General features: G+C 44.4%; 25 protein-coding genes. 12 read left to right on the top strand and 13 right to left on the bottom strand.

Annotated elements, in window-relative coordinates:
* Positions 1 to 36 precede the first annotated feature (36 nt).
* A complete protein-coding gene (locus ACN0VI_RS00250; RefSeq protein ID WP_417445364.1) occupies positions 37 to 855 on the top strand; it encodes an alpha/beta hydrolase in 819 nt (272 codons plus the stop codon).
* A gap of 55 nt (positions 856 to 910) precedes the next feature.
* On the opposite strand, the gene ACN0VI_RS00245 is transcribed toward ACN0VI_RS00250, so the two are convergent.
* Positions 911 to 1,444 (bottom strand): hypothetical protein, encoded by a 534-nt coding sequence (locus ACN0VI_RS00245; RefSeq protein WP_417445363.1) that lies wholly within the window; start codon positions 1,442 to 1,444, stop codon positions 911 to 913.
* Between the two features lie 109 nt (positions 1,445 to 1,553).
* Here ACN0VI_RS00245 and ribA point away from each other — a divergent pair, with 109 nt between their 5' ends.
* The gene (gene ribA / locus ACN0VI_RS00240; protein ID WP_331890635.1) at positions 1,554 to 2,135 is read left to right on the top strand and encodes a GTP cyclohydrolase II; all 582 of its coding nucleotides are present in this window, start codon (positions 1,554 to 1,556) and stop codon (positions 2,133 to 2,135) included.
* Between the two features lie 56 nt (positions 2,136 to 2,191).
* Complete coding sequence (pepB, locus tag ACN0VI_RS00235; RefSeq protein WP_417445362.1) at positions 2,192 to 3,460, top strand: aminopeptidase PepB; 1,269 nt, start codon at positions 2,192 to 2,194, stop codon at positions 3,458 to 3,460.
* 17 nt (positions 3,461 to 3,477) lie between these two features.
* Here pepB and ACN0VI_RS00230 read toward each other — a convergent pair whose 3' ends face one another.
* Positions 3,478 to 4,020 carry a GNAT family N-acetyltransferase gene (locus tag ACN0VI_RS00230; protein ID WP_417446545.1) on the bottom strand — a complete coding sequence of 181 codons (543 nt, stop codon included), beginning with the start codon at positions 4,018 to 4,020 and terminating at the stop codon, positions 3,478 to 3,480.
* Positions 4,021 to 4,088: 68 nt separating this feature from the next.
* On the opposite strand from ACN0VI_RS00230, the gene ACN0VI_RS00225 reads away from it, so the two are divergent.
* The 3 genes from ACN0VI_RS00225 to ACN0VI_RS00215 are packed head-to-tail and all read left to right on the top strand — an operon-like array spanning position 4,089 to position 6,937.
* Positions 4,089 to 4,850 carry an SAM-dependent methyltransferase gene (locus tag ACN0VI_RS00225; RefSeq protein ID WP_417445361.1) on the top strand — a complete coding sequence of 254 codons (762 nt, stop codon included), beginning with the start codon at positions 4,089 to 4,091 and terminating at the stop codon, positions 4,848 to 4,850.
* Between the two features lie 39 nt (positions 4,851 to 4,889).
* Complete coding sequence (locus ACN0VI_RS00220) at positions 4,890 to 5,141, top strand: hypothetical protein (protein ID WP_417445360.1); 252 nt, start codon at positions 4,890 to 4,892, stop codon at positions 5,139 to 5,141.
* Positions 5,142 to 5,149: 8 nt separating this feature from the next.
* Positions 5,150 to 6,937: a diguanylate cyclase domain-containing protein gene (locus ACN0VI_RS00215; protein WP_417445359.1), complete on the top strand. Its 1,788-nt coding sequence runs from the start codon at positions 5,150 to 5,152 to the stop codon at positions 6,935 to 6,937.
* A gap of 26 nt (positions 6,938 to 6,963) precedes the next feature.
* On the opposite strand, the gene thpR is transcribed toward ACN0VI_RS00215, so the two are convergent.
* The gene (gene thpR, locus ACN0VI_RS00210) at positions 6,964 to 7,515 is read right to left on the bottom strand and encodes an RNA 2',3'-cyclic phosphodiesterase (protein WP_417445358.1); all 552 of its coding nucleotides are present in this window, start codon (positions 7,513 to 7,515) and stop codon (positions 6,964 to 6,966) included.
* A 91-nt stretch (positions 7,516 to 7,606) separates the two neighbouring features.
* On the opposite strand from thpR, the gene mrcB reads away from it, so the two are divergent.
* Positions 7,607 to 9,928: a penicillin-binding protein 1B gene (gene mrcB / locus ACN0VI_RS00205; protein WP_417445357.1), complete on the top strand. Its 2,322-nt coding sequence runs from the start codon at positions 7,607 to 7,609 to the stop codon at positions 9,926 to 9,928.
* 77 nt (positions 9,929 to 10,005) lie between these two features.
* Entirely contained in the window at positions 10,006 to 10,434 is a 429-nt protein-coding gene (locus ACN0VI_RS00200; protein ID WP_331891015.1) for an HIT domain-containing protein, read from the top strand.
* 92 nt (positions 10,435 to 10,526) lie between these two features.
* Here the strand turns inward: ACN0VI_RS00200 and ACN0VI_RS00195 are convergent, their stop codons facing one another.
* The 8 genes from ACN0VI_RS00195 to ACN0VI_RS00160 all read right to left on the bottom strand — a co-directional run bounded on the left by ACN0VI_RS00195 (position 10,527) and on the right by ACN0VI_RS00160 (position 17,941).
* Complete coding sequence (locus ACN0VI_RS00195; protein ID WP_417445356.1) at positions 10,527 to 11,573, bottom strand: M20/M25/M40 family metallo-hydrolase; 1,047 nt, start codon at positions 11,571 to 11,573, stop codon at positions 10,527 to 10,529.
* Positions 11,570 to 12,949, bottom strand: coding sequence for an FAD-dependent oxidoreductase (locus tag ACN0VI_RS00190; protein ID WP_417445355.1), 1,380 nt, complete (start codon positions 12,947 to 12,949; stop codon positions 11,570 to 11,572). The genes ACN0VI_RS00195 and ACN0VI_RS00190 overlap by 4 nt, the downstream gene beginning before the upstream one ends.
* A 7-nt stretch (positions 12,950 to 12,956) precedes the next feature.
* Positions 12,957 to 14,234: a kynureninase gene (gene kynU / locus ACN0VI_RS00185; protein WP_417445354.1), complete on the bottom strand. Its 1,278-nt coding sequence runs from the start codon at positions 14,232 to 14,234 to the stop codon at positions 12,957 to 12,959.
* A gap of 26 nt (positions 14,235 to 14,260) precedes the next feature.
* Positions 14,261 to 15,130 (bottom strand): cyclase family protein, encoded by an 870-nt coding sequence (locus ACN0VI_RS00180; RefSeq protein ID WP_417445353.1) that lies wholly within the window; start codon positions 15,128 to 15,130, stop codon positions 14,261 to 14,263.
* Positions 15,127 to 16,146 carry an amidohydrolase family protein gene (locus ACN0VI_RS00175; protein ID WP_417445352.1) on the bottom strand — a complete coding sequence of 340 codons (1,020 nt, stop codon included), beginning with the start codon at positions 16,144 to 16,146 and terminating at the stop codon, positions 15,127 to 15,129. The genes ACN0VI_RS00180 and ACN0VI_RS00175 overlap by 4 nt, the downstream gene beginning before the upstream one ends.
* A 3-nt stretch (positions 16,147 to 16,149) precedes the next feature.
* On the bottom strand, positions 16,150 to 16,692 hold the full coding sequence (locus ACN0VI_RS00170; RefSeq protein ID WP_417445351.1) for a 3-hydroxyanthranilate 3,4-dioxygenase: 543 nt from the start codon (positions 16,690 to 16,692) through the stop codon (positions 16,150 to 16,152).
* An 11-nt stretch (positions 16,693 to 16,703) separates the two neighbouring features.
* The gene (locus ACN0VI_RS00165) at positions 16,704 to 17,126 is read right to left on the bottom strand and encodes a RidA family protein (RefSeq protein ID WP_331891027.1); all 423 of its coding nucleotides are present in this window, start codon (positions 17,124 to 17,126) and stop codon (positions 16,704 to 16,706) included.
* A 329-nt stretch (positions 17,127 to 17,455) separates the two neighbouring features.
* On the bottom strand, positions 17,456 to 17,941 hold the full coding sequence (locus ACN0VI_RS00160) for a YajQ family cyclic di-GMP-binding protein (protein WP_331891028.1): 486 nt from the start codon (positions 17,939 to 17,941) through the stop codon (positions 17,456 to 17,458).
* A 278-nt stretch (positions 17,942 to 18,219) separates the two neighbouring features.
* Between ACN0VI_RS00160 and ACN0VI_RS00155 the strand changes: the two genes are divergently transcribed.
* The 3 genes from ACN0VI_RS00155 (at position 18,220) to ACN0VI_RS00145 (ending at position 22,343) form a co-directional block, all read left to right on the top strand.
* A complete protein-coding gene (locus ACN0VI_RS00155; RefSeq protein ID WP_417445350.1) occupies positions 18,220 to 20,157 on the top strand; it encodes a DUF885 domain-containing protein in 1,938 nt (645 codons plus the stop codon).
* Positions 20,158 to 20,444: 287 nt separating this feature from the next.
* The gene (locus ACN0VI_RS00150) at positions 20,445 to 21,209 is read left to right on the top strand and encodes a hypothetical protein (RefSeq protein WP_417445349.1); all 765 of its coding nucleotides are present in this window, start codon (positions 20,445 to 20,447) and stop codon (positions 21,207 to 21,209) included.
* Between the two features lie 24 nt (positions 21,210 to 21,233).
* Positions 21,234 to 22,343 (top strand): hypothetical protein, encoded by a 1,110-nt coding sequence (locus tag ACN0VI_RS00145; RefSeq protein ID WP_417445348.1) that lies wholly within the window; start codon positions 21,234 to 21,236, stop codon positions 22,341 to 22,343.
* 66 nt (positions 22,344 to 22,409) lie between these two features.
* Here the strand turns inward: ACN0VI_RS00145 and ACN0VI_RS00140 are convergent, their stop codons facing one another.
* Together ACN0VI_RS00140 and ACN0VI_RS00135 are read right to left on the bottom strand one after the other, a co-directional pair.
* Entirely contained in the window at positions 22,410 to 23,855 is a 1,446-nt protein-coding gene (locus tag ACN0VI_RS00140) for an aldehyde dehydrogenase (RefSeq protein WP_417445347.1), read from the bottom strand.
* 29 nt (positions 23,856 to 23,884) lie between these two features.
* On the bottom strand, positions 23,885 to 24,673 hold the full coding sequence (locus ACN0VI_RS00135; RefSeq protein ID WP_417446544.1) for an SDR family oxidoreductase: 789 nt from the start codon (positions 24,671 to 24,673) through the stop codon (positions 23,885 to 23,887).
* A 180-nt stretch (positions 24,674 to 24,853) separates the two neighbouring features.
* On the opposite strand from ACN0VI_RS00135, the gene ACN0VI_RS00130 reads away from it, so the two are divergent.
* Entirely contained in the window at positions 24,854 to 25,264 is a 411-nt protein-coding gene (locus tag ACN0VI_RS00130) for a hypothetical protein (protein WP_417445346.1), read from the top strand.
* Positions 25,265 to 25,310: the final 46 nt, after the last annotated feature.

Genomic DNA, 25,310 nt, shown 5'->3' with positions numbered 1-25,310 from the left:
AAAAAACAGACGCAATAAAAAGCTTATTGGAGCTCTATGACAACGTTACTCTGGTTTATTGCCATTCCACTTTTTGCTTATCTTTTTTACCTTGTCTCTTTTTATTTCATCCAACATCGGATGCTCTTTCCTGTGCATGAATTGCCACCTTCCTATCCCAACTTAATCACAGATGCTGGTGGTGAACTGGTGCGCTTGGCTTTTTCAGACGGTGAGTTTGAGCTGGCTTATTTACCGCCATTGCAAAAGTTTAAACAGCCTTTTCCGGTATTAATGGTGGCGCATGGCAATGGCAATATTATTGATGACTGGGCGCCACGAGTGGACTATATGCGAGAACATGGCTATGCCGTGGTGTTGGTGGAGTATCCTGGTTATGGCCGTTGCGACGGTAGGCCTAGCTTTGACAGCATTTCCGAAACCATGAACTTTGCTTATGAATGGGTTGAGCAGCAGGAGCAGTTGGATAAAAACCGTATCGTATTGTTGGGCCGTTCGATGGGTGGCGGCGCGGTTTTAACCCTGGTACCGAAACACCAGCCGGTTGCTATTGTTTTAATGTCCACCTACGCCAGCATTGTAGACTTGGCCTATAAACGCTTACTTCCCGCATTTCTGGTGCAACATCCTTTCGATAATGTCAAAGCGCTGTCCGAGTATGAAGGCTTGGTTTATATGATCCATGGCAAAGCTGACAAAACCGTTCCCATCGATGCTTTGCACAAATTACTGACGGTTAGAGAAGACGCGACTCACAAAGTGTACGAGACAGCGCATGCAGATACGCCCGGTGATTGGGATGAATTCTGGAAAGAGCTGGAAAAGTTTCTCAAGCCAGTGGTGTTTAAGGATTGATTTCGGCAATAAAAAAGCCGGACTAGCCGGCTTTCAAGATACGATATTGTAAAAATTACAGTGATTCTGCGCAGTCTAACCCCAACTGCATACCCATTTGCATACCCGCAGCTTCAGCATCCGCTACCAGCTGCTCGTTACCCAGACTAAGAATGTCGTTCTCATATTGGGTGTATACTTTCAAGTCCTCAGCGGTCATATCTGGCATTGGTAAATTTTCGCCAGTTTGAATACGGACAATGATAGCGAATTTTTCACCAGTTTCGGTTTGAAAGAATTCAACAAGCCTTACTGCTGTATTTTGGTCAAGATTGGTCTGGTAGACAGGAATGAACATCTCATACAGCATATCATCAGTAAGATTCTGATTAACGCAGTTAGCGAATTCATCGGTCATGTCGCCAGATGTATCTTGCGCAAAAGAGTCCATCATTGCTCGACGAGTAATATTAGGTGTATCAATTGCATCCAGAATATCAATAATGGCCTGTGTGTGTGCTTCATCAGATTGACCTTGGTCATTCGCCAATGAAGCGCTTGAGCCTAAAATAGTAAAGAAAAATAAAGCCAGAGATTGAGTGAGTTTCATTATATGTCCTCGGATTATAGTAGCCATCGAATATTATCATGCTGTTTCTGCTTTGAACATGGTGTAAAATAACGCATTCATTCAATTAAATACCCTGGAAAACGGTTTAATGACGCATAAAGATAGCCAGAGTGCACGCTTACCCACGCCTTGGGGCGACTTCATGATTCACGCGCTTGAGGCTGATGATGGGAAAGAACATGTGGCTTTGACATTCGGCGATTGGAACAGTAAACAGCCAGTGTTAGCGCGCATCCACTCAGAATGTTTAACTGGCGATGCCTTGTTTAGCTTGCGTTGCGACTGTGGTTTTCAGTTAAAAGCCGCCTTGCAAAAGATCGCAGAAGAGGGCGCTGGTGTTCTATTATATTTGCGTCAGGAAGGTCGCGGTATTGGCTTAACCAATAAAATTCGTGCCTATTCTTTGCAAGATCAGGGCATGGATACGGTACAGGCCAATGAGCATTTAGGGTTTGGTGCGGATGAACGTGACTTTAAAGTCGCTTCCGATGCGCTGGATCAGTTGGGGATCCAAAAAATTCGCTTAATGACTAATAATCCGCGTAAAGTCAGTTCCATGATTGATGCGGGAATTGATGTGGTTGAGCGCGTTCCTCTTATGTATGGTCAAAACCCTCACAACGAAGATTACCTGTCGACAAAGCAATCGAAACTGGGGCATTTGTTCTAGGGCCGTTTATCTGTAAAGGCAAATAAGGCCAGACTCGCAATTTAATAAGGATTGGTATGACATTAAAAGTTTTGTTATCGAAGGATAGCGCACCCTCGCAATGGGGCGAAGGCGCATTATTAAGCTATAAAGAAGATGCAGTAACCATTCACGCCGAAGGCTCTGACTTAGTGCAAATGGCGGCCAGAAAGCTGGTCAGTCAGGGCTTATCTTTTTTCGCTTTGGAAGGCGATTGGGAATTAGAACAGCAATGGGCATTTTTTCAGGGTTCTTATGACCCGAAAATTGATGTGCAAATTGATTTTGCTGAATTATCCGATGACGACAACACAGAATTGGAAGCTCGCATACAAGCCAGCCGCTGGATGCGTTCCATCGTTAATGAAACCCCTGAAGTATTAGCACCGCAAGTGTTAGCCCAAGAAGCCGCTGATTTTATTCAAAGTTTGGCACCGGACAATGTTCGTTATCAGATTGTTTCTGGCCAGGATTTGGAAAAACAGGGCCATGTGGGCACCTGGGAAGTGGGGCGTGGTAGCACCAGACCGCCAGCGATTCTAAAGCTTGAGTTTGATCCTAAAAACGATAGCTCGGCACCGGTTGCAGTTCTTGTGGGCAAGGGTATTACCTTTGATAGCGGTGGTTATAGCATCAAGCAAAGTGCCGGAATGATGCACATGAAAGCCGATATGGGTGGTGCAGCGACAGTCACAGCTGGCTTAGCGCTAGCGATTCTGCGTGGTCTGGATAAACCGGTGCACCTCTATTTATGTTGTGCTGAAAACCTGATCAGTGGTCATGCCTATAAGCTCGGCGATATCATTACTTACCCGAATGGCATCTCAGTGGAAATCCATAATACCGATGCTGAAGGTCGCTTGGTCTTAGCCGATGGTTTGTTGATGGCGGGACAGACTGGCGCACCATTAATCATTGACGCAGCTACCCTTACCGGAGCGGCAGTAACTGCAGTCGGCGAAGACTATAATGCGGTTTTCGCATTGGATGACGATGAACGTAATGATTATCTCAATGTGGCTCAAAGCGAAAACGAACGCCACTGGCCATTACCACTGGAACCATTTCATGCTGCTAAATGCCCATCCAACTTTGCCGACACTGCCAATAGCCGTGCGGTAAAAGGTGGTGGCCCAGGCGGCGCCAGCAATGCAGCCGGCTTCTTATCGCGCTTCGTGCCAAATGATGGCAAAGGCTGGGTTCACGTAGATCTCGCTGGAGCCTACAACGATAACCCAACCGCTTACTTTTCAGCGGGTGGCACCGGTCATGGTTTCAGGACCATAGCTGGAAAGCTGTTGAAGTGATTCTTTAAAGTAATTATCTAGTCCGTGTTGTAAATAATATAAAGGGGAGTATCCAGTTGCTCCCCTTTTATCGTTAAGTGGCTTTTAAGCACGGTTTCTTTTTTAAACCCTACCTTTTCCAGCATTTTTATTGAGGCGATATTCTTGGGTGAGGGCGGCCCGATGAGTTTTTCGTATCCTAGCTTCTTAAAGCAGTAGCTCACTAAGGCATTTAAGGCTTCTGTCCCTGCCCCTTTGCCAACTGCTTCTTCTTTCATTATCACTCCTATTTCTCCTACCTTGATCCGAGGACTACCCCCATTATCTTTTGCATTCACACCACAAAAACCTAAAAGGTTCAGAGTAACTTTGTCTTCTATAGCAAATAAATAGTGTCTTTGGTGATTTGCATTATTAAGCAGCAAAAAGCGATTAAAAAGCGACACTGCTTCTGGAACAGAAATTGGGCTAGAAATGTGCTGCATTAGAATTTCATTCGTGTAAATGCTAACAAATTCTTTCGAATCACTCGGTACAATGAGGCGATAGTTAAAATGAGGACTGTAAAATGGGTATTCCATGGTATAAGGTTTGCAACGATAAAAAGAAATCATACTGGTGGTGACCTTTGAATACAATTGGGCAAAAAATGGAACAGAAAAAATCTCAGGGTAGTTTGGTTTGCGTCGGTCTTGGTATGACTTTGGGCGCACATATCACTCCTGCATCTATGAAGCAGATAGAGTCCGCAGATGTGGTATTTATAGGAGCTTCAACAGGTATCGTCGAGGAGTGGGTAAAGTCTATAAATCTTAATACTATTAGTCTGCAGCCATATTATCAGGGTAGAAACTCCCGCAAAGAAACCTATGCTGAGATGATTGAAGCAATACTGCAACAAGTTCGTTTAGGCAAAAATGTATGTGGGGCATTCTATGGGCATCCGGGAGTTTTTGCCTTAGCACCAAGAAAAGCAATCAAGCAGGCTAGAGAAGAAGGTTATACCGCCTATATGGAGCCGGGAATCTCAGCAGAAGCCTGTTTATACGCGGATTTAGGTTTGGATCCAGGGGCTACGGGCTGCCAACAATTTGAAACCAATCAATTTATGTTCTATAACAGACAGGTTGATACAGCATCTTTACTGATATTATGGCAGGTGGGACTGGCGGGAGATAAGAAATCCAGCAATTTTTCAACAACCAGAGAAAGCTTGCAGGAACTGGTTGATAAGCTTGCTGAATACTATCCGCTTACTCATCGAGTCATAATATATGAAGCTAAGTTACTGGCAATAGATACTGTGCGGCGGGAGGGGGTTGAGTTAAGAAACTTGGTTGATGTGGAGTTAAATATGAACTCTACTCTGGTTATACCTCCGTACAAAAGATTAATTGACATTAAGCTATAACTTACTGTTAAATATGGAAAAATAACTAAGGAGTAACACATGAATAATATTATAAACTTTCTTTCTCAATTGGGGGCAAACTCACAGTCATTAACTCAGGATGAAATCATTGAGTTGGTGAGTGAGCATCAACTAAATGAACAAGAAATTAAGGCTGTTCTGGAGCGCGATCATCAAAAAATTGCAGAGTTGCTTAACGCTCGCACTAATGTCTGTGGTCTTTTGCTACCTGCAGAAGATGACGAAGATTCCGAGGATGACTCAAGCCAAGAAGAAGAAATTGCAGCTTGATATAAATTTTGAATAAAGGGACTTTTACATCAAAACAGATAAAGACTCTTTGCATCATTGCACTGAGTCTTTTCTTCTATTCTAGCGCTGAAGCCAGTAATGCTCAGGCCACTAGCCTTGACGAGCTATTTAAAGCCGCTGATACTATTCGAAGCTCCGATCCTAAGGCTTTTAATCAATATCTTGGTGAAATCAAACGTAGTTCTGATTCATTGAGCGAGCAGCAGCAGGAACTTTTATGGTTTTATGAAAGTTATGCGAAAGCTTATTCCGGCAATTACGAAGGAGCAATTAACGACTTACAGTCCTTAATTGAGAGCTCTAACAGTGAGCTTATGAAATTTAGAGTAAGAACTTCGCTGGTAAACATTTTTTACATCACTCGAAATTATCAAGAGTCTATCAGTAATGTGCAGACTTTAATTCAACAGCTCCCTGAAATTGAGGATTCTGAGATTAGGCAGTTAGGCTTGATGGCAATTATCATGACCTATAAAGGTTTTAAGAAACATGAGCTTGCCTCAGAGTATGCTGATAAGTTAATGAAGGAGAAACCTCAGGGGCGTAATCTCTGCTTTGCTCAACAATTAAAAATTGAGTCCGTCCAACAGATACAGCCTGAAAAGATTAGCGAAGAAATGATTCAGGAGGCTATTGCTCAATGTGAAGCTGTTAATGAAATCATTGCTACTAGCCTGTTAAGAATAAGCTTTGCAAGATTATGGTTAGAAACAGCTCCTGAAAAATCGGTTAGTTATCTTCAGAAATATTCACAACAAGTAGAAAGCACTAAATACCCTAGAGTCATTGCGGAATACTTTATTGTGCACGCAAGAGCCTTGTGGAGCGCAAAACAAACCGATGAAGCTGTAAATAAAGTCACTAAGGCTTTAACTATCTCTCAAAATGAAGCGTTTATACAGCCTAAAGTGATGGCTTATGCATTGCTGTACGAAATAGAGAAAGCCGCGGGTAATTTTAAAATGGCGCTGGAGTTTTATGAAAAATATTCAGAAGCAGATAAAGCGCAGATAAATGAAATATTGGCGCAAGAAATGGCTTATCAAATTGTTGAACACCAAACCGCAGAAAAAGAACAAGAGATTAAGTTCTTAAATGAACAGAATAAAGTACTTCAGCTCGAACAAGATTTAGCAAAAAAAGACGCCACTAATAACCGTTTAATTTTGGCATTGGTCATAGTCTTATTGACCACGCTGGCTTTCTGGACATATCGCATTAAACGTCATCAAATTCGTTTGCGGAAACAGTCGCAAACTGATCAGTTAACCGGTTTAAGTTCGCGCCATCACTTTTATGATACGGCCAAAGCGATTTTGCAACGAAGTGAGCAAGAGCAGCAGGATGTGGGCTTCATATTGTTTGATATGGATTATTTTAAGTCGGTCAATGATAAGTATGGCCATTTAGTGGGCGACTGGGTCTTACAGAAAACAGCGGAAGTAGTTAAAGGCTGTTGTCGTCAGAATGACCTGGCTGGTCGTTTGGGTGGTGAGGAGTTTGCGATATTCCTACCAGCATGCAACCTTAAAAAAGCTGAGCAACTGGCTGAAATCTGTCGTAAAACAGTATCGCAAATTGACACCTCTGAAACGGGCTATCGTTTTGATGTCTCATCCAGTTTTGGTGTCACTAGCACTGAGCTATCTGGCTATGATTTGATGGACCTAATCGCAGATGCCGATAAGGCGATGTACAGCGCCAAGAGTAAAGGTCGCAATCAAATTGTGGTGGTCGATGGTTTGGTTAAAGAGTTCGAGAAGTTAATTTCTTAATCCATCTACTTTAAGTTGCTCCAGTCTTAATCTTTAATTCCAAAAAACTGTTCTTTAATGGTTGGCTCATAAGTGGGCCACTCTTCAATCACTTCGTAGTAAACACCTTTCTGATTAAACTGAGATTCCATTAAGCAGAAATGATCAACTTTAAGCTGATAATCAACGCTATTGCTAATATCAGACTGTACGATGGCATCTCGATATAGCGTGATATGAGGACGGAAAGGTTTCGTCGTTTGCTTAATATGAATTCCAGACTGCTTGAGATTACGGCTAATATGTTGATGCAAATCGGTTAATGGCTCATTAGGCACGATTTCAAGACAACCGACTTCGGCTTTAGGGTAATAGGCGAACTGATTGAGCTGAAGTTGGAAAGGCTTAATCGCTGGAACCTCAATAGAATCGAGAATATCATCCAGTTGGTTGCGCGGAAATTCACCCAGAAATAACAAGGTAATATGAAAGTTATGGGGGCTAACCGCCCGTCCTGCAAAGGGGCATTGCTTTTGTAATAGCTCTAATTGGTTCTTGAAAGCTTGGGGCAGATCAATGGCGAAAAAGAGACGTGTCATATTTTTGTCAGATTTTGTTATAGATGGCATAACATTTAGTGGCTTGAATTTGCTACTATCATTATAACCAGATTTATACCGATAAAGTGAAATGGCTAAAAAACCTGTTAAGAAAAGCGCAAAACCTTCAAAAAAGAAGCAACCGAAGAAAGTGAATCAATCCTTCTGGCGCAGAATCCCTTGGAAAAAGGTGATTTGGCGCGGCGGTTTGATCTTCACGGCTTTGTTTATTGCCTTCGTGATTTATTGCGACATGGTGATTAAGCGCCAATTTGATGATAATCGCTGGCAATTGCCGGCTAAAGTCTATGCCCAGCCGCTAGAGTTGATGAATGGCAAGTCATTGACACCGACTCGCTTGGAACAAGAGTTGGAGCTTTTGGGCTACCGCAAGGCCGTTAAATCGACGCGTGCTGGTGATTATGAGAAATACGGTGATTATTATTATATCCATGCACGTCCATTCGTATTTTGGGACGAAAAGCAGCCTGCTCGTCAGATTGCTTTTAGCCTGCGTAACGGACGAGTCAGCCAACTGAAAGATCATGTTCTGGGTGAGCCATTACAAATGGCGCGACTGGATCCTCTACTGATCGGACAGATTTACCCCAATCGATTAGAAGATCGTATTCTGGTTAAGCTGGAGCAGATCCCTGAACATCTGATCAGAGCCTTGATCATTACCGAAGACCGCGACTTTTATGAGCATAGCGGTGTCTCGCCGAAAGCAATTGCACGAGCTCTATGGCATAACGTCACCTCAGATGGTGGCACTCAGGGTGGCAGTACTCTGACTCAGCAGTTAGTGAAAAACTACTTCCTGACCAATGAACGAAGCTTATGGCGCAAATTCCGCGAAGCAGTCATGTCGGTGTTGCTGGAGGTTCGTTACGAAAAGGATGACATTCTCGAATCCTATTTTAATGAAGTGTATTTTGGTCAGGATGGGCCAAGAGCGATCCATGGTGTGGGTCTTGCCAGTAAGTTTTACTTTGATAAAGAAGTGGAGAATTTAACGCCAGCACAATCGGCATTACTGGTCGCTATTTTAAAAGGCCCCTCAGTGTATGATCCTAGACGTCATCCCGAAAACGCCATGAAGCGTCGAAATCTGGTCTTAGGCTTGATGCATGAGACCGGCGTGCTTAGCGAGCAGGAGCTCAAGCAGGAAAAGCAAACGACCTTATCTTTGGTTAGAAAGCCCAGTATTCATTTATCCAAAGTACCAGCCTTTATGGATTTGGTGCGCCATCAATTACAGGACTCTTATTCGGATGATGAATTAAATTCAGAAGGTCTAAACGTCTTCACTACGCTGGATCCGGTAATCCAGATGTACAGCGAGCGCACGGTAGAAGAGTCGATAACCACTATCGAAAAGCAGAGACAGCAAGAAGAAGGCTCACTACAAGCGGCGGCCATTATTAGCGACAGCCAAACCGGCCAAATTTTGGCGGTGATCGGTGATCGGCAAGCAGGCTATGCGGGTTACAACCGGGCGATTGATGCCAGACGCCAAATCGGGTCGGTGATCAAACCTTTCGTATTGCTGGCAGCTCTGGAGCAAAACTCAAGTTATCACTTGTCCTCTAGCGTTAGCGATTTCCCATTATCATTGAAACAACGAGATGGCAGCACATGGCAGCCGAAAAACTTCGACCGCAACTTCCATGGCATGGTGCCGCTCTATCGTGCTCTCAGCGAGTCCTATAATGTGGCTATGGCACGGTTAGGTCAGGAAGTAGGGGTTCAGCGTCTGGCGGACTTTATCGAACGTGCAGGGGTTGAAAAAGACGTACGCCCGCTGGATGCCTTGCCGTTAGGCGTCTTGGAATTAACTCCATTGGAGTTGTTGCAACTGTATCAATCGATTGCCAGTAACGGGTTGCGTATAAAGCCATCCTCGATTATCGCGGTTACGGATAATAACGGTCAGTTACTGGAGCGGTATCCGGTGGATTCCGAAAGGGTTGCCAGCGAAATGAATGTTTATCTGGTCAAGGCCGCTATGCAGCTGGCTGTAGAGAAGGGCACAGCTAAGTATCTGCAACAATCCAACCCCTTTACCTCATTTGCTGGAAAAACCGGTACCACCAATGATCTTAAAGACTCTTGGTTTGTCGGCTTGTCCGGGGAACACCTGGCTGTGGTATGGGTTGGGCGCGATGATAATCAGGATGCGAATATCACTGGTTCAACGGCTGCGTTACCCGTCTTCTCAGACATATTTGCCGGCATCAATACGTCGGCCATCGATATGGGTTACCATGATAACATTGAGTGGAAACTAGTGGATTATCGAAGTGGTCTGCTGGCTACCGACGACTGTCGCAATACGGTTAGCGTACCCTATATTCGCGGTACAGCGCCAAAAGCAACTGCGGATTGTCAGCCTGACTTGGGCCTACCATAAACTGTTCGACAGAGAACAGAAGAGACAGGTCAATGACAGTAAGTCTCAAACAAATGAACCAACAATAAGGATAGTTAATGAGTTTTATTCTGAATGAAACTTTAGCCAAAGATGCGGTAGAACTGGGCAATTTTAATTTGTGCAAATTGTTATGGATGAACGACAAGCAATATCCATGGGCAATTTTAGTGCCGCGCGTGAATGATATACAAGAGCTGTATCAACTAACGGTGGCCCAGCAAATTAATGCGATGGAAGAATCTAATTTTCTGCTGGAAACCATGACCAAAGTATTTAAAGCAGACAAGATGAATGTTGCCGCATTGGGGAACATGGTGCCACAATTGCATATTCACCATATCGCACGTTATAAAAATGATCCTGCCTGGCCAAGCCCGGTTTGGGGTGTGAAGAAGCCTATTCACTATGGTGAGAATGAGATGATCAAAGAAGTCAGTCCGTTGCTAGCCGAACTCAAAGATAACTTTGGTTTTAAAGAGGTTTAGTTATAGCTTATTAGAAAATGAGGAGTTGGGTTACGAGGCATAACCTCTAACCCAACCTATAAACGTGAAATAATTTAAGGACAAGAAAGAACTCAAGGACGTGAAAACTTAAAGTGTGGATTTTCTTTCCATACAACCTTTGTATCTGCTGGCAAATTAGCAATAGCCTCAGCGATCACTTCGGAAAGCGCTACTAAATTCGGAACGTCAATTAACTCTGCTTCATCATGAACTTGGTGGTAATGATCCTGACCGCGCCATACCGAAATTGCATGCATTGGAATTCCGGTAATATCAGCTTGTTGACCATGCCTAAAAACCTGTTCCGCTTTCTGCTCAGTTAAATCCATCAATGCAAAAGGGGCATTATCGGAACGCATGAATAAACCCATCTGTGCAAAAGGGTCTGCATCCAGCGACCAGCCTGCTTTGTTGAAGTCATTCTGCAGTAAGTCAAAAAGATTGGAATATTGATTACCCGTCATCCAGGCACTGTTTGGGTGCTCTTCGAGTGGGGTTCCGACCAATTCAAACATAATACCGGTTTCAATCCTGTCTAATGGTACCAGAGGATTTTCAGCAAAATGTTTTGAACCTAACAGTCCCATTTCTTCGGCATCCCAGGCGGCAATAATGATGTTGAAAGGCAAGCTTTCTTTTTTGGCTAACAGCTCCGCAATAAGCAGACTCGCGACCACACCACTGGCATCATCATCGGCACCATTAAAAGTGATATCGCCTTCCAGCGCAGGATTTTGACCAACGTGATCGTAATGCGCGCCAACCATAAGATACTGATCACTTTCACACTGGCAGTCGATGTAGCCTAAGTAGTTAACCGCATCGATTGATTTGCCTTTGCGTTGAAAAGAGAATTCCTGACGATAAGAATCTGTTTCGGGCAAAGGTTTCAGGCCAATAGCTTGAAAGCGCTTTTCAAGCCACTGATGCACTTTTACCATTTCAGGAGTGCCGGTCTTGCGACCTTTAAGTTCATCACTTGCTAAAAAATTGATCCATTGTTGCGCATGCTCCACTCGAGCTTCTTCGGTAGATTGCGGAACATTGTTAGCAAGGGTTGTGCTGGATAGCGTCAAGCTTAATAACGCAGCCAGAATGGAGGCTAAAACTGATTTCATTGTAGATAGTCCTTCGGTAATACGGATAACTGGTCTTGAACTAATTGAGTAGCAAGTTCCCAGTTTACCTGATCAAGGTTTTCAATATCCTCAGCAAGTTGTTGCAAAATGTTAGCCTGGACTGCGCCACGGTTTTGCGCCTGGGCATAAGGAATGTGATGGAACATGACCATTGAATAGCGCGGAATGAACTGTTCTGGGAAGCGCTTCTCCAATTCAAAGGCAATGGACTTCTTGAGGTGGAACTTGGGATCGCGTACCGAATCACGCATCTCAATGTAATTATCCAGCGCCATATCAGCAATCGCATTGGCATTGTCACGACGAGCCTCATTGAAAGCTGGAAAAACCTGTTGCCAGTCGTCATCAAACTGATTCAACAAAGTATTCAACTCAGCACAATCTTCGAAGCCACAGTTCATGCCTTGTCCGTGGAAGGGCACGATGGCATGCGCTGCATCACCAAATATCAATGCGTTACCCTGGAACCATTTTTTGCTACGTACGGTACCTAGCACTCCTGTAGGGTTATCAAAAAATAGGTCCGTCAGGTTCGGCATTAAGTCATAAGCATCGTTGAAATATTTCTTGAAGAAACTGTCGACTTTTTCAGGTGTATTTAGACTGGCAAAACTTGCTTCGCCATTATTGGTTGGCATAAACAGGGTCACAGTAAAGGAACCATCTAGGTTAGGCAGTGCAATTACCATGTAACCACCTCGCGGCCAGATATGCAGCGCTTCTTTTTCAAGCTGGAAGTTGCCAGCTTGATCGGCAGGAATGGTTAACTCCTTATAGTTATGTTCAAGCAACTCTGAACTAAAATGACCAACCTTGGCAGCTTCCATAAATTGACGTACCGGAGAGCCCGCGCCATCGGTTGCCAGCAAAATGTCATAGTCCAAAGTTTGTTTGTTGCCGGTCAAGGCATCTTCAACAGTAAACATCTGCTTGTCGAAATCAATATCAATCAAAGGGTGCTTGAAGTGGAAAGTGACATTGCCAGTGGCTTCGGCTTCATCGCGCAATAAGCTGACTAAGCCGGCACGGGACACCGAATAAATGACTTCTTCAGGACGTTGCCCATAAGCCTGGAATTGCAGCTCACCCTGTTCGTCATGCAACATGCGACCTTTCATGGGGATCAGCAGTTTTTCAACCTGCTCCATGATGCCAACCTGCTGTAAAGGACGAATACCGCGATTAGCCAGTGCTAGATTGATCGAGCGGCCTGCTGGAATATCTTCCAGACGAATGTCCGGAAGTTTTTCGTAAACATCGACTTTGTAACCACGCAAGCCTAAATAGATACTAGCCAACGAACCAACCAAACCAGCGCCAATGAGAGTGATGTGTTTATCTTGAGTTACTGACATACAAACCTCACTGTAAGCTATCTTTTAAGATGGCGACAAAGCGGTACGCATCTTCGAAAGAGTTGTATAAAGGCACTGGCGCAACGCGAATCACATTGGGATGACGGAAATCACAAGTAACGCCTGCCGCTTCGATGCGATCGAACACAGTTTTGCCATCAAGGCCATGCAGGTTTACAGTCAGCGATAACTGACAACCGGAAGCTCTTTCATCGGCAGGGGTTAAGATATTTATTTCATCCGCCAGTTCTTGTTCTAACAAGTCGCGCAAGTAGCGGGTCAGCTGGAGTGATTTCTCACGCAGGGTATGAATGCCGCCCGCTTCCTTGACCGTATCTAATGATGCGCGAATAGCAGCTAAAGACAGAATGGGCGGGTTGGATACTTGCCATGCTTCAGCACTTTGCATCGGTACAAAACGATTTTCCATTCTAAAGCGCGACTCTTTATCGTGTCCCCACCAGCCAGCAAAACGTGGAAGCTCAAGATTGGCATGATGTTTTTCATGGACGAAACAACCAGCCACTGAACCGGGACCAGAGTTTAAATATTTGTAAGTACACCAGGCAGCAAAATCCACATTCCAGTCATGCAAACTCATCGGAATGTTGCCGGTAGCGTGCGCCAGATCAAAACCCACCATACAACCTTTGGCATGACCGGCTGCAGTAATCGCCTTCATATCCAAAACCTGTCCTGTGTAATACTGAACACCGGGCAACATAATTAATGCAATTTCCTCACCATGGAGTTGGATAAGGTTGAGAAGGTCTTCAGTCCGTAAAGTTTCTTCCCCTTCGCGTGGCTTTGCTAATAGCATGGCCTCATCAGGATCAAAACCATGGAAGCGGATCTGTGACTCAACCGCATAGTGATCAGAAGGGAAGGCATGATCTTCAATCAGAATTTTGTTGCGCGTTTTGCTTGGGCGATAAAAGCTGACCATCATAAAGTGCAGGTTAGCAGTTAATGAATTCATGCAAACTACTTCAGAGTTCTTTGCGCCGACTAACTTAGCGGATTCTTCGGTTAAAAACTCGTGATAAGGCATCCAGGGAAAATCGCCCGAAAAGTGACCTTTAACGCCAAGATTTTGCCATTGGCTCAGCTCATAATTAAGGTATTCCTGAGTACGTTTGGGCTGCAAGCCTAGTGAGTTACCGCACAAATAAATTTCATCATCACCATTATCTTGCTTGGGAATATGAAATTGCTTGCGCATCTGTTGTAACGGATCTTGTTGATCCAGTTTTTGCGCATACTCAAGTGAAAATAAATTGTTCATAATGGTTTTTTCTCAATGCTTTATTGTTACTGCTCTGAACTTTTATTCGCAGAAAAATTGTCGTCAGAACATTCAATCAATGGGTAAAGAATCGGACGGCTGGGAGCTGCGTCTAACTCAAATGCGGGTATTTGCAGATTTAAACAATAGATGCCATTATCGATATCATCGGGCACAAACACCATTTCAGTAATGGTGCGATCACAACGAGCGTTATCAGTCAGCTGATGACTATCGGCTTCTAAGTTCCAGTAAATATGATGGTTGGTTAAATGCCCATCATCATACATTTTGTCCACCGAAGGAAAATCTACCAGTAAGTGTTTAATTGGACTGTCTGCCAACCATTGCATAGCTTCTTGAGTAAAGAAGGGTGGCTGATTGGTGTCATCGTAACGATTGGATTTCTTGACATCATGATTAGGAACGCTTCGAACGACTAAACTCTCGATGTTTTCCAGCGTTTCGCTAGCAAGAACTTGTTGCAGTTGTGCTTTATCGATCACGCGATCAGCGTTTTCAAGATTCGGCCGATAGCTATCATTAGTTGCTTCTGCCAGTTTCGGTTCAATGCTAATTACACAAGCGATGCTCAGGCTATGATTGAAAATAGCTCCGACTGAAACCTTTTGATCGCTAATATGATGAATTGATTCAGTATGGGTACCATTGCAATGAGGAACTAATTGAATGGTATCCACATTGCAGCTACCGCCTTTCGTCGTATCGCCAATAAAACTACCTGCCTGTAGCGGCTGCCGCTTTGCAGTTTCGGCACCAAAATGATTAGGCTGCTTGCCATCAAAGTTTAAAGGAATAGCAATTGATTGCGGATGTTCAACATCAACATGGTAGCGCTTGCCCATAAACTCTGTGGTTAAGTTGAACTTACTCATTTAATGAAATGTCCCTTCTCAAGATTGAGCCATTCCAGCGCTGTGCCATGCAATAAACGATCAGAAATCGCTTTATCATAGTTCATGGACTCAATCAGTTTACCCGGTTCAAGTTCACCTAATGGAAAGGGATAGTCGGTACCGAGCGCCAGTTTATGAGGGCCCATTAAATCAACCAGGTACTCTAGCATCTTTGGATCATGAACCAAGGTATCAAGATATATTTGCTCAAGATATTTGCGAGGATGATGAGGGTTATCGACGCGCATCAAGTCAGGACGAACTTCATAAGCATGTTCAATACGGCCAAGTGTCGCAGGGAAACTTCCTCCGCCATGGGCAAAAGCAATTCGCAGATTTGGCAAACGCTCTAATACACCACCAAAAATCATCGAGCAAATTGCTAAAGAACTTTCCGCAGGCATACCCACTAACCAGGGCATCCAGTATTTTTGCATTTTCTCTTTGCCGACCATATCCCACGGATGCACGAAAACGGCTGCGCCTAACTCTTCAGCTGCTGCAAATACTTCAAACAGGTTTTCATCGTTAAGGTTCCAGTCATTGATGTGCGAACCAATTTGTACGCCAGCCAGTCCCAGCTCTTTAACACAGCGCTCCAACTCCTGAATGGCTAATTTAGGTGCCTGCATCGGCAGTGTGCCTAAACCGACAAAGCGGGTAGGGTAGCGCTCAACCACTTCGGCAATGTGGTCATTAAGAAAACGAGATAAATCCAGTGTATCTTCCGGCTTAGCCCAGTAGTTGAACATGACCGGTACAGTGGACAATACCTGTACGTGAACGCCATGGTGATCGCAGTCTTTCATGCGCACTTCAGGCGACCAGCAATTATCCTGTACTTCACGAAAGAATTTGCCATCAACCATCATCCGTGCGCAGTCGCACTTATGATGTTCCAATTTAACGAAACCACCATAGCCGTAGCGTTCTTTTAAATCGGGCCAGTTCTTGGGCAGGATATGAGTATGTATATCAATCTTTAAATCAGACATAAATTAAAGATCCAGTTTGTTTTGTTTAGGCATGACCGTACCGCATTGGTTGCAAGTACGATGCTCTTCGCTTTCTAAAAAGCGCTCGAAGACCGGTAGAAAATCTTTTTCCACATTGGTCAATTGAAAATATTCTTCGTACAGTTTGTTATCGCAGTTTTCACAGAACCACATCAAGCCATCTTTTTCGTGGTCCAGTCTTTTGCGCTCAACAACCAGGCCAATAGAGTTTTCAAAGCGAACCGGCGAATGAGGAACTCTCGGGGGTAACAGAAAGATTTCGCCCGCTTTAATCGGATAATCGACACGCTCGCCATTTTGGATGGTACGCAATTCCATCTCGCCTTCTAGTTGGTAGAAAAATTCAGGGCCTTCATCATAATGAAAATCACGACGACCGTTAGGGCCACCGACAACCATGACAATAAAATCGTCTTGTTCGAAAACCTGCTTATTGCAAACCGGTGGCTGTAATAGATGGCGGTTTTCATCAATCCATTTCTGGAAATTAAAAGGTGGAACCGGTGTTAATGTTTGTTGACTCATAGCGATTCTCCTTAATCATCGTAAATAGTGGCGATGCATTTCAGCTCAATCGCAATTGGCGTTGGCAAAGAACTAATTTCAATGGTGGTGCGACAAGGTTGATTATCAGCAAAGTATTCTGCGTAAACTTTATTGTAGGTTTTGAAATCATCTTTCATGTTGGTTAAAAAGACCTGCACATCCACCAACTGATCCCAGCTGGAGCCGGAGTCTTGTAAAATAGCGCGAACATTGTCAAAAACACTGCGGCACTGAGTCTCAATACAATAGTCGGTTATATTGCCTTCATCATCTAAAGTGACACCGGGAATATCCTTACTGCCCTTTTTACGTGGGCCAACACCCGACAAAAACAACAAGTGACCAACACGACGAGCATGGGGGTATAAACCGACAGGTTCAGGGGCCGTCGAAGAAACAAATTTCTGACTCATATAAACCTCAAATCAAATTAGCTAGCTAATTCTATAAATTCAATGAGTTACAGCACAAACAAGTTAAACATGCTGTTAATTAGCTAGAATAAATAACGAAACTGTTAAACGAAAATACTAGGAAAAACAGGCGCGCGCAATCGGCGCAAGAAAGGAATGCGTATTCAATCGAGAATCCACTTGCAACCACCTTGGTGGGCAAAGATGAATCCTGATGTTTTTTGGTGTGGGAAATAGTGCATGGGCTCTTTTATAGCGGAAAAGCCATTATTAGGCAAGGGGCTCAATGATTCGGTGTTGGGGCAGGCCAATGTGCCTGCCCGAAAACATCAATCCCTGAAATTCTTAAACTGAAACGGCTGGCCCAGTTCTGCTTGTTTCACTAATGCCATCGCCTGTTGCAGATCATCGCGTTTTTTACCAGTTACGCGCAGCTCCTCGCCTTGAATCGCGGTTTGAACTTTCAATTTTGAATCCTTAATCAATTTAACGATTTTCTTGGCGATATCTTTTTCTATACCTTGTTTGAAATTGGCTGTCTTATAAAAGGTCTTGCCAGAATGGGTCGCATCATCGGTGATATCTAACGCATTGGTATCAATATCACGCTTTACACAGGCCTTATAAAGAATATCGATCATCTGATCGACCTGAAACTCAGCTTCAGCAGTAATTTTGATGCTCTCACCAGTCTGCTCAAAGCTCGCATCCACCCCACGGAAATCGAAGCGAGTCGATAGCTCACGGTTAGCATTATCAACAGTATTAGTAATCTCGTGTTTATCCACTTCAGAAACAATATCAAACGAAGGCATGGTTAATCCTATCTATCAAATAAAGAATAGACGCTATTATAAGGCAAAATTATCAGCAGACCAGTTTTGCGGTATGGGTTTGGTTGCACTTGGATGCACCATCAGCCTACAGGGGGCGTAAACTTTGGGTTCTATCATACCTCAACCCTAATAAATCTGTGACCGGTTCTGCAGCAATGATTACCGTTGCTCAGCAACTCTGAACTGCTGGGTGTGACTTTTGTCAGATAATTGTTAATAATCAGTCACACATAAATCATAAAATTAGGGTGTAGGTTATGTCTTTCACACAACGAGCAAGTCGTAAAACTATTATCAGCATACTGGTTAGCGCTGCTTTACTAAGCGCTGGTTGCCAGCAAGAAGAAGAGAAGCAGGAGCAAACCACTCCAGAAAGTGCTCAGCAGGAACAGATGTCAGTGGAGACGGCGGTCTCGAAAGAGCAGTCATACGAACAGAAGACCGAGGTAACTCCTGATGTTCTTTATGGAAAAATCACCACGGCGCTGTTTGCTGCTCGCCCAATGGACGCGTCCATGTATGGTGTCAGTGAGGAAATCGCAGGTGGCTATTATCAGGATAAATTACCCGATTACTCGCCTGCCGCCGAAAAGGCATTACGTCAGGGCTTGCGTCACTATGCCGATCAGCTGGCTATGCTAAAGTCAGATACAATTCAGGGCGAGGAAAATCGTAAAGTAGTGATCGACTTGGCTGAATACTATTCAGGTGAAAAACAGTTTGAATTTGGCTTTATTGACGCCTGGATGGGGCACTCGCCATTTATCGTCAGCCAAATTAATGGCCCAGCCATTGATGTTCCCAACGTATTACAAAACAACCACCCGATTAAAAGCGAACAAAATGCCAAAGACTATCTGGCCAGGATGGCTTTGTTTGGCGATATGGTCGAAGGCATTAAGACTAAAGTTTTGGCCGATGCAGAGCAAGGCTGGATTCCGCCCAAAGTGATTATCAATGGCGCATTAAACTTTCTTAATGGTTTTACTGCCGCCGAGCCTGAACAGCATGCCTTAGTGACTAACTTGCAAAGCAAACTCGACAAACTCGACCTTCCTGCTGAGCAAAAGGAAAAGATGATGTTTGACGCAGTCAGCATTACCAAAACCACCATTTACCCTGCTTATAAAACCTTGGCCATGGTGATGGAAGATTTGCTGGAAAAGGCACCAGAGGAGTCTGGTATCTGGGCACAACCGGGTGGCGCTGAGTTTTATCGCTATGCGGTGAGCGAGTTGGGCGATACCGACCTGACACCGGAGCAAGTACATCAAATTGGCCTTGAAGAAGTTGACCGAATCACTGCTGAAATGGATGCGATTCTCAAGTCTGAAGGCTACAAAGACGGCACCGTTGGTGAGCGCATGGCGGCTTTAAATGAAGAAGACCGTTTCATTTACGAAGACTCCGACGCAGGACGTCAGAAGTTATTGGATGACTTAAATGGAATGCTGGCGGACATTAATGAGGTGATGCCAACTCAATTTGCGACCATCCCACCATATGATGTAGAAATCCGTCGAATTCCGGTAGAGCGTCAAGAAGGAGCTCCTGGTGGTCAATATACGCCACCGCCGCTGGATGGCTCTGAACCTGGGGTTTACTGGATTAACTTGCGCGATATGAAAGCTAATCCAAAGTTTGATTTGAAAACACTGACTTATCATGAAGCCAACCCGGGGCATCATTGGCAAATCGCCCTGAACATGGCGCAAGAAAGCTTGCCGATGATTCGCCGTATAGCACCTTATAATGGTTATGTAGAAGGTTGGGCTTTGTATTCAGAATTGGTTGCCTGGGAAATGGGCATGTATAAAGATGACCCGTTTGGTGATTTGGGACGTTTGAAAGCAGAACTGTTCCGTGCCGTTCGCCTGGTGGTCGATACAGGTATGCACCATAAGAAATGGACTCGCGAGCAGGCGATTGACTATATGGCGAAAACCACCGGAACAGCTCAATCGGATGTGGTTGCTGAGATCGAGCGTTACATGGTTTGGCCTGGACAAGCTTTGGGATATAAGCTGGGGATGATCAACATTGTCCGCCAGCGTGAAAGAGCCAAAGAAGAATTAGGCGAAGCATTCGACATTAAAGAGTTCCACGATTTAGTGTTACTGGGTGGAGCCGTTCCTATGTCGGTACTCAATGATAAAATTGATGCATGGATAGAAAGCAAGAAGCCGAAGTATTAATAGCTCTCTTTATAGAGTTGAGGCGAGCCAGTGTGCTCGCCTTTTTTTTTATGCTCTAATAATCTTATGAGTAAATCAGCAGGTATTAACCCATCGGCAAATCAGCCGTTCTTGTGTAAGACATTTCTCACAATTCATCATGCAATCGCTGAAAAAACACCAAAAACCCAATGCAAATATGAAAATCAATGACTTGCAAATTATTGTGTCTTGTCAAGACTCTAGGAATTCATAATATAACTCCTGCTTATATGGAATAAGCGATCAATCAACAAGGAGTAAGTTTTATGAAAAAAAGTTATCTTAATACAAAAAAAAGTGCAGTGTTGGGAGCAGTGGTTTCTGCGCTAACATTTGCCTCACTACCCACCATGGCATCAATCTATGACTCAAATGGAATTGAATCATTAGCCAAAGAAGCTCAAAACATTGTCCAGGGAAAAGTCATGAAAATTGACTACAAGGATTCTGTTGAAGGCATCCCTCATACTTTTGTGACCTACCAAATTGAAGATGATATACAAGGTTTACAAAAGGGTCGTCAAGTAACGCTACGCTTTATTGGCGGTATCAAAAAGATCAGCGACACTCAGTACGATGTGCTTGAAGTGTCGAATGTTCCTGAGTTCAATCTTGGCGAAGAGAACATTTTAATGATTGCAGAGAAAAGTGATGGGCAGTGTCCATTGGTTCGCTGTTCAGAAGGCTTCTTCAAAGTGAAAAGCGGTGAAGTATTTACTGAAAGCGGCAGACCCGTGCAAATCGGTAAGTCTTCTGAACATGCGCAACGCCCGGTAGCAATGGATGATGAACAAGGCGAGATTTCCGGTAAGACATTATCAGCGCAAGCTCAAGCAAAAGGCGCTTCAGTTCAGCAATTTAAGAAAGCTGTACAGTCTGCTATGAAAGGAAAACCAGCCAAAGAAATCCAGAGCGCAAACATTGCTCAAAGATTCTCGGCTTCGATTCCTGTTGCTATGCCTGCACCAGCTGTGCCAGCACGTGCCAAGCAATCCGCTCAAGACATCGTCGATGATGTTGACCACCAATAATCACTACTTCACGGAGGAAGTATAATGAAGAAGTTAATCTTAATCTCTAGCGTAATCGCTGCATCATTTTTAGGAATGGAAACGCAAGCAGCAACTTTGGATACATCATGTAATGGTGTCTATAAAAAGTGGAATACTAATAGCGTGACCTATCGCGCCAGTTCTGTGGGCTTTCCAGTTGGTAATGACTACCGCACAGCATTGGGACATGTCATTACTCAATTCAATAAAAACCCTAGTAAAATTCGTTTTTCCATGCAATACGGCGATACATCCGTTGGCATGAACAATGGTCAAAACGAAGTCTGGTGGTCAAGCAGTATCAGCGCACCAGCAGTTGCCTACACCTGGAGCTCATGTACCTGGTTCTTTGGTTGGAGTAATAACATCTCTGAATCAGACATTGTGTTTAAGAATACGGTAAATTATATCCCCGGCGTAGAATATGGTATTCGTGCACGCGCTGATAATTTAATCCCTTATGGCGGTGCATCACGTCCCTTCAAAACCACTGCCTTGCATGAGTTTGGTCATGGAGCTGGTCTAGGTCATGAAAATGGTCGCTACAGCATCATGGGGCAGGATTGGGACCACATCCATCGTAACTATGTTTATGCCTTAGCCTACATGGGCGAAGATGCTAACTACGGTCTGCGTCAGCTGTATGGTAATAACGCAGGAAATATTCAGGACGTCGGTCTAGTGCATTGGAAATACAGTGGTGCCAGTGGTGCCTACAGCTCACACATTCGTACCAAGTTGTATAACACTTCGGGTGTTGAACTGCCTTACACTACAGTGAACGGCGAGCGTCGTTACAACGTCAGCAAAGGGCAGCAGGTTCGTATGGAGTTAACTTATGAAAATAATGGTGAATCCGGTCAGGCACCAACGATTTACTATTATGTTTCAACCAATAACTTCATTAGTACCGCTGATACTCTGATTGCCAGTACATCTTTTGCATTGCAACCAGAAGGCAGCGTCTATACTTCGACCAGAACGGTAACTATTCCATCCACCTTGAACTCTGGCCAAAACTACTTCTTAGGTGGCTTGTTAGATCCTAACAACACCATCGCCGAAGTCGAAGAAAGCAATAACGCAACTTACATCCCTATTCGAGTGAATTAATGGTTTAGGCGATGAAAAAAAGCCCCGAAATAATCGGGGCTTTTTAATATGAGTGCGGTTATTTAATTAGGAATATTTAATGCACACATTCTTAGCTTCAGTGAAGAATCTCAAAGCTTCCAATCCACCTTCGCGGCCAACGCCTGAGCTTTTGACGCCACCGAAAGGTGTGCGCAGATCGCGCAGTAACCAGCAGTTAATCCAGACGATGCCCGCTTCAATTTCTTTGGCCACTCGGTGGGCACGTTTTAGATCATTGGTCCAGACGCTGGACGCCAGTCCATATTCGGTGCCATTGGCGAGCATGATCGCTTCATCGTCAGTATCAAACGGCATGATGGTGCAGACAGGGCCAAAAATTTCTTCTTGGTTAGTACGGCAGTGATTGGTTAAGCCTTCAATTACGGTAGGCTCAACAAAGTAACCATTTTCGCAACGACCTTCGATAGTGACCTGATTGCCACCAGTTAATACGGTGCCGCCTTCTTGCTGTGCCAATTCAATATAAGACAATACTTTATCCATGTGCGGTTTAGACACCAGCGCGCCGTGCTGGGTATCCGCTTCCAGCGGGTCGCCAATTATGATTTGTTTAACTTTATCGACAAAGGCCTTTTTGAACCGGTCGTAAATAGGGCGCTCAATATAAATGCGCGAACCGCATAAACAGATTTGTCCCTGATTAGAGAACGCTGCGCGAACCACATTGTCCACCGTATCCTCAAAGTCGCAATCGGCAAAAACCAAGGTCGGGTTCTTACCGCCTAACTCCAGCGATAACTTCTTGAACATGCCCGCTGTCACCTTAGTGATCTGCGCGCCAGTTGCTGTGCCGCCGGTAAAGCTTATCGCTTTAATTTTTGGATGAGTGGTCAGTGGACCACCGATGCTTGGGCCAGTGCCATGCAGAATATTAAGCACGCCATCCGGCAATCCAGCTTCGACACACAGCTTAGAAAACAGAAAAGCGGTCATTGGTGTGATTTCGGATGGCTTGGCAATAACCGCGTTACCGCTGGCTAGCGCCGGAGCGATTTTCCAGGTAAATAAATAAAGCGGTAAATTCCACGGCGAGATACAGGCCACAATGCCAATCGGATCGCGTAAGGTATAGTTAATGGCAACATCTTCCATGGCATGACTTTCGCTGGCGAACTGAGTGATCGCCTGGGCGAAGAAACGAATATTGGCTGAAGCTCGGTAGATATCGACGTTCTTAGCCAAAGTGATCGGCTTACCGTTATCGATCGCTTCGGCTTCCGCCAGCATATCGGCATTGGCGTCGATAATATCTGCCAGGTGGCACAGAATCTGCGCGCGCTTTTCATTGGGAGTATTGGCCCAGCCTTTTTGCGCATGTTCCGCAGCAACCACCGCCTGCTCTAAATCCTGTTCGTCCGAGTTGGGTATTTTGCTATAGACCTGCCCGGTAGCCGGTTCAACATTATCAATATATTGACCGGCAAATGGATCGAGCAATTGGCCATTAACGTAGTTCTTGATGATTTGCATAGTGTTTCTCTAGTGCATTGAGAGAGCAGTTACAGACAGCTGGTGCGTCCGCCATCAACCGGTAAATTAATACCTGTAATATAAGCCGCGGCTGGCGATGCTAAAAAGGCCACTGCATTGGCGAACTCTTCCGGCTCACCGAAACGGCGCATCGGAATAATAGACTTTTCTTCCTCTTCCATCTCCTCGATGGAAACGCCTTGCTTCTTGGCTTTGTTCTGAATAATGGCTTCTAAACGAACCGTATTGGTCGCGCCCGGTAACACGTTGTTCACCGTGATATTAAACTGACCAAGCTCATTGGCTAACGTCTTCGCCCAGTTTGCCACCGCGCCACGCACTGTGTTCGACACACCAAGACCGTGTAGTGGTTGCTTAACTGAGGTGGAAATCACATTGATGATGCGACCGTATTGAGCATCTTTCATTCCCGGAACCAGCAATTTCATCAACTCATGGTTACAGATCAAATGCTGATTAAACGCGGCCAGAAAATCATCGGTTTCCGCTGTGTTAGCAGGACCCGGCGCTGGACCGCCCGTATTATTGACCAGAATCTCAACCAGTTGACCATGCTTTAAAAACTCAGCAACTGTCGCCTTAACCTGCTCAGGATAGGCAAAGTCCGCCACCAGCACTGCGTGCTGCTGACCTTTCGATTTATCCAGCCCATTAAGCACAGCCTCAAGCTTTGCCTTATTTCGTGCCAGAAGAACCACCGAAGCACCTTGGGACGCCAGCTGCTCCGCAATTGCCTTGCCCATGCCCTGACTGGAACCACAGACCAAAGCTCTTTTACCCGTTAAATCTAAATTCATCATAGGAAATCATCGAATTCTATAAAAAGAAGTATTTAAGCATATTTCGCGGGGGATTTTAATCGGTTTGGTACGGTGATGATTTGATGGTAGATTATCGGTCAATAGAGCGGCACCCAAGGGGCGGGATTTGTGTCATGACGCACCCTACGGTTAGAGCTGAATAATTAGAGAGATTATATGAAAAGTACATACAGTAGGATTTATTTAGTATTTGTAACGTTTTGTGGCCTGATAATATCGCTCCCTTTAGATGCGAAAGTAGTTAAGGGAATTGTTCAAGAAGTGAGCTTCCACTGGCAGGATGTTTCAGATCATCCAAGTGAAACGTTCATTCTTCTCGATAATGACCAAACCTATCGATTTGCTTCTAATAATCCAATCGGGCTTGGCCAAAAATTTAAAGTTGAGATTCATTTTGCAGATAAATATATCGTTCGAGAAGATGGTTCAATAAGTGCCTGTGCTGCAAGAGTGCTTGCTCTTCCAGCGGTAGTGAATGGAAAAGAGATTTTATACCATGCTGATAAAAAGAAGTGGATAATTCCGCTCCAAGAGGATGGATGTAATTTTGATGAGGGTAAATTTTAATTAAGTGTAACTAACGTAGGGTGCGTCGTGACGCACCATCGAATTC

The organism is Kangiella sp. (genome assembly GCF_048265365.1).
Taxonomy (GTDB): Bacteria; Pseudomonadota; Gammaproteobacteria; order Enterobacterales; family Kangiellaceae; genus Kangiella.
This window is presented reverse-complemented; position numbering and strand designations above follow the sequence as displayed.

Bases quoted from the DNA above. Each gene is read 5' to 3' on its own strand.
- ACN0VI_RS00160 (WP_331891028.1), bottom strand. From the start codon at position 17,941: ATGCCTTCGTTTGATATTGTTTCTGAAGTGGATAAACACGAGATTACT.
- ACN0VI_RS00155 (WP_417445350.1), top strand. From the start codon at position 18,220: ATGTCTTTCACACAACGAGCAAGTCGTAAAACTATTATCAGCATACTG.
- ribA (WP_331890635.1), top strand. From the start codon at position 1,554: ATGACGCATAAAGATAGCCAGAGTGCACGCTTACCCACGCCTTGGGGC.
- ACN0VI_RS00250 (WP_417445364.1), top strand. From the start codon at position 37: ATGACAACGTTACTCTGGTTTATTGCCATTCCACTTTTTGCTTATCTT.
- ACN0VI_RS00145 (WP_417445348.1), top strand. From the start codon at position 21,234: ATGAAGAAGTTAATCTTAATCTCTAGCGTAATCGCTGCATCATTTTTA.
- ACN0VI_RS00135 (WP_417446544.1), bottom strand. From the start codon at position 24,673: ATGAATTTAGATTTAACGGGTAAAAGAGCTTTGGTCTGTGGTTCCAGT.
- ACN0VI_RS00130 (WP_417445346.1), top strand. From the start codon at position 24,854: ATGAAAAGTACATACAGTAGGATTTATTTAGTATTTGTAACGTTTTGT.
- kynU (WP_417445354.1), bottom strand. From the start codon at position 14,234: ATGAACAATTTATTTTCACTTGAGTATGCGCAAAAACTGGATCAACAA.
- ACN0VI_RS00150 (WP_417445349.1), top strand. From the start codon at position 20,445: ATGAAAAAAAGTTATCTTAATACAAAAAAAAGTGCAGTGTTGGGAGCA.
- mrcB (WP_417445357.1), top strand. From the start codon at position 7,607: ATGGCTAAAAAACCTGTTAAGAAAAGCGCAAAACCTTCAAAAAAGAAG.
- ACN0VI_RS00220 (WP_417445360.1), top strand. From the start codon at position 4,890: ATGAATAATATTATAAACTTTCTTTCTCAATTGGGGGCAAACTCACAG.
- ACN0VI_RS00175 (WP_417445352.1), bottom strand. From the start codon at position 16,146: ATGTCTGATTTAAAGATTGATATACATACTCATATCCTGCCCAAGAAC.
- thpR (WP_417445358.1), bottom strand. From the start codon at position 7,515: ATGACACGTCTCTTTTTCGCCATTGATCTGCCCCAAGCTTTCAAGAAC.
- ACN0VI_RS00140 (WP_417445347.1), bottom strand. From the start codon at position 23,855: ATGCAAATCATCAAGAACTACGTTAATGGCCAATTGCTCGATCCATTT.
- ACN0VI_RS00225 (WP_417445361.1), top strand. From the start codon at position 4,089: ATGGAACAGAAAAAATCTCAGGGTAGTTTGGTTTGCGTCGGTCTTGGT.
- ACN0VI_RS00165 (WP_331891027.1), bottom strand. From the start codon at position 17,126: ATGAGTCAGAAATTTGTTTCTTCGACGGCCCCTGAACCTGTCGGTTTA.
- ACN0VI_RS00230 (WP_417446545.1), bottom strand. From the start codon at position 4,020: ATGGAATACCCATTTTACAGTCCTCATTTTAACTATCGCCTCATTGTA.
- pepB (WP_417445362.1), top strand. From the start codon at position 2,192: ATGACATTAAAAGTTTTGTTATCGAAGGATAGCGCACCCTCGCAATGG.
- ACN0VI_RS00190 (WP_417445355.1), bottom strand. From the start codon at position 12,949: ATGTCAGTAACTCAAGATAAACACATCACTCTCATTGGCGCTGGTTTG.
- ACN0VI_RS00245 (WP_417445363.1), bottom strand. From the start codon at position 1,444: ATGAAACTCACTCAATCTCTGGCTTTATTTTTCTTTACTATTTTAGGC.
- ACN0VI_RS00195 (WP_417445356.1), bottom strand. From the start codon at position 11,573: ATGAAATCAGTTTTAGCCTCCATTCTGGCTGCGTTATTAAGCTTGACG.
- ACN0VI_RS00200 (WP_331891015.1), top strand. From the start codon at position 10,006: ATGAGTTTTATTCTGAATGAAACTTTAGCCAAAGATGCGGTAGAACTG.
- ACN0VI_RS00170 (WP_417445351.1), bottom strand. From the start codon at position 16,692: ATGAGTCAACAAACATTAACACCGGTTCCACCTTTTAATTTCCAGAAA.
- ACN0VI_RS00180 (WP_417445353.1), bottom strand. From the start codon at position 15,130: ATGAGTAAGTTCAACTTAACCACAGAGTTTATGGGCAAGCGCTACCAT.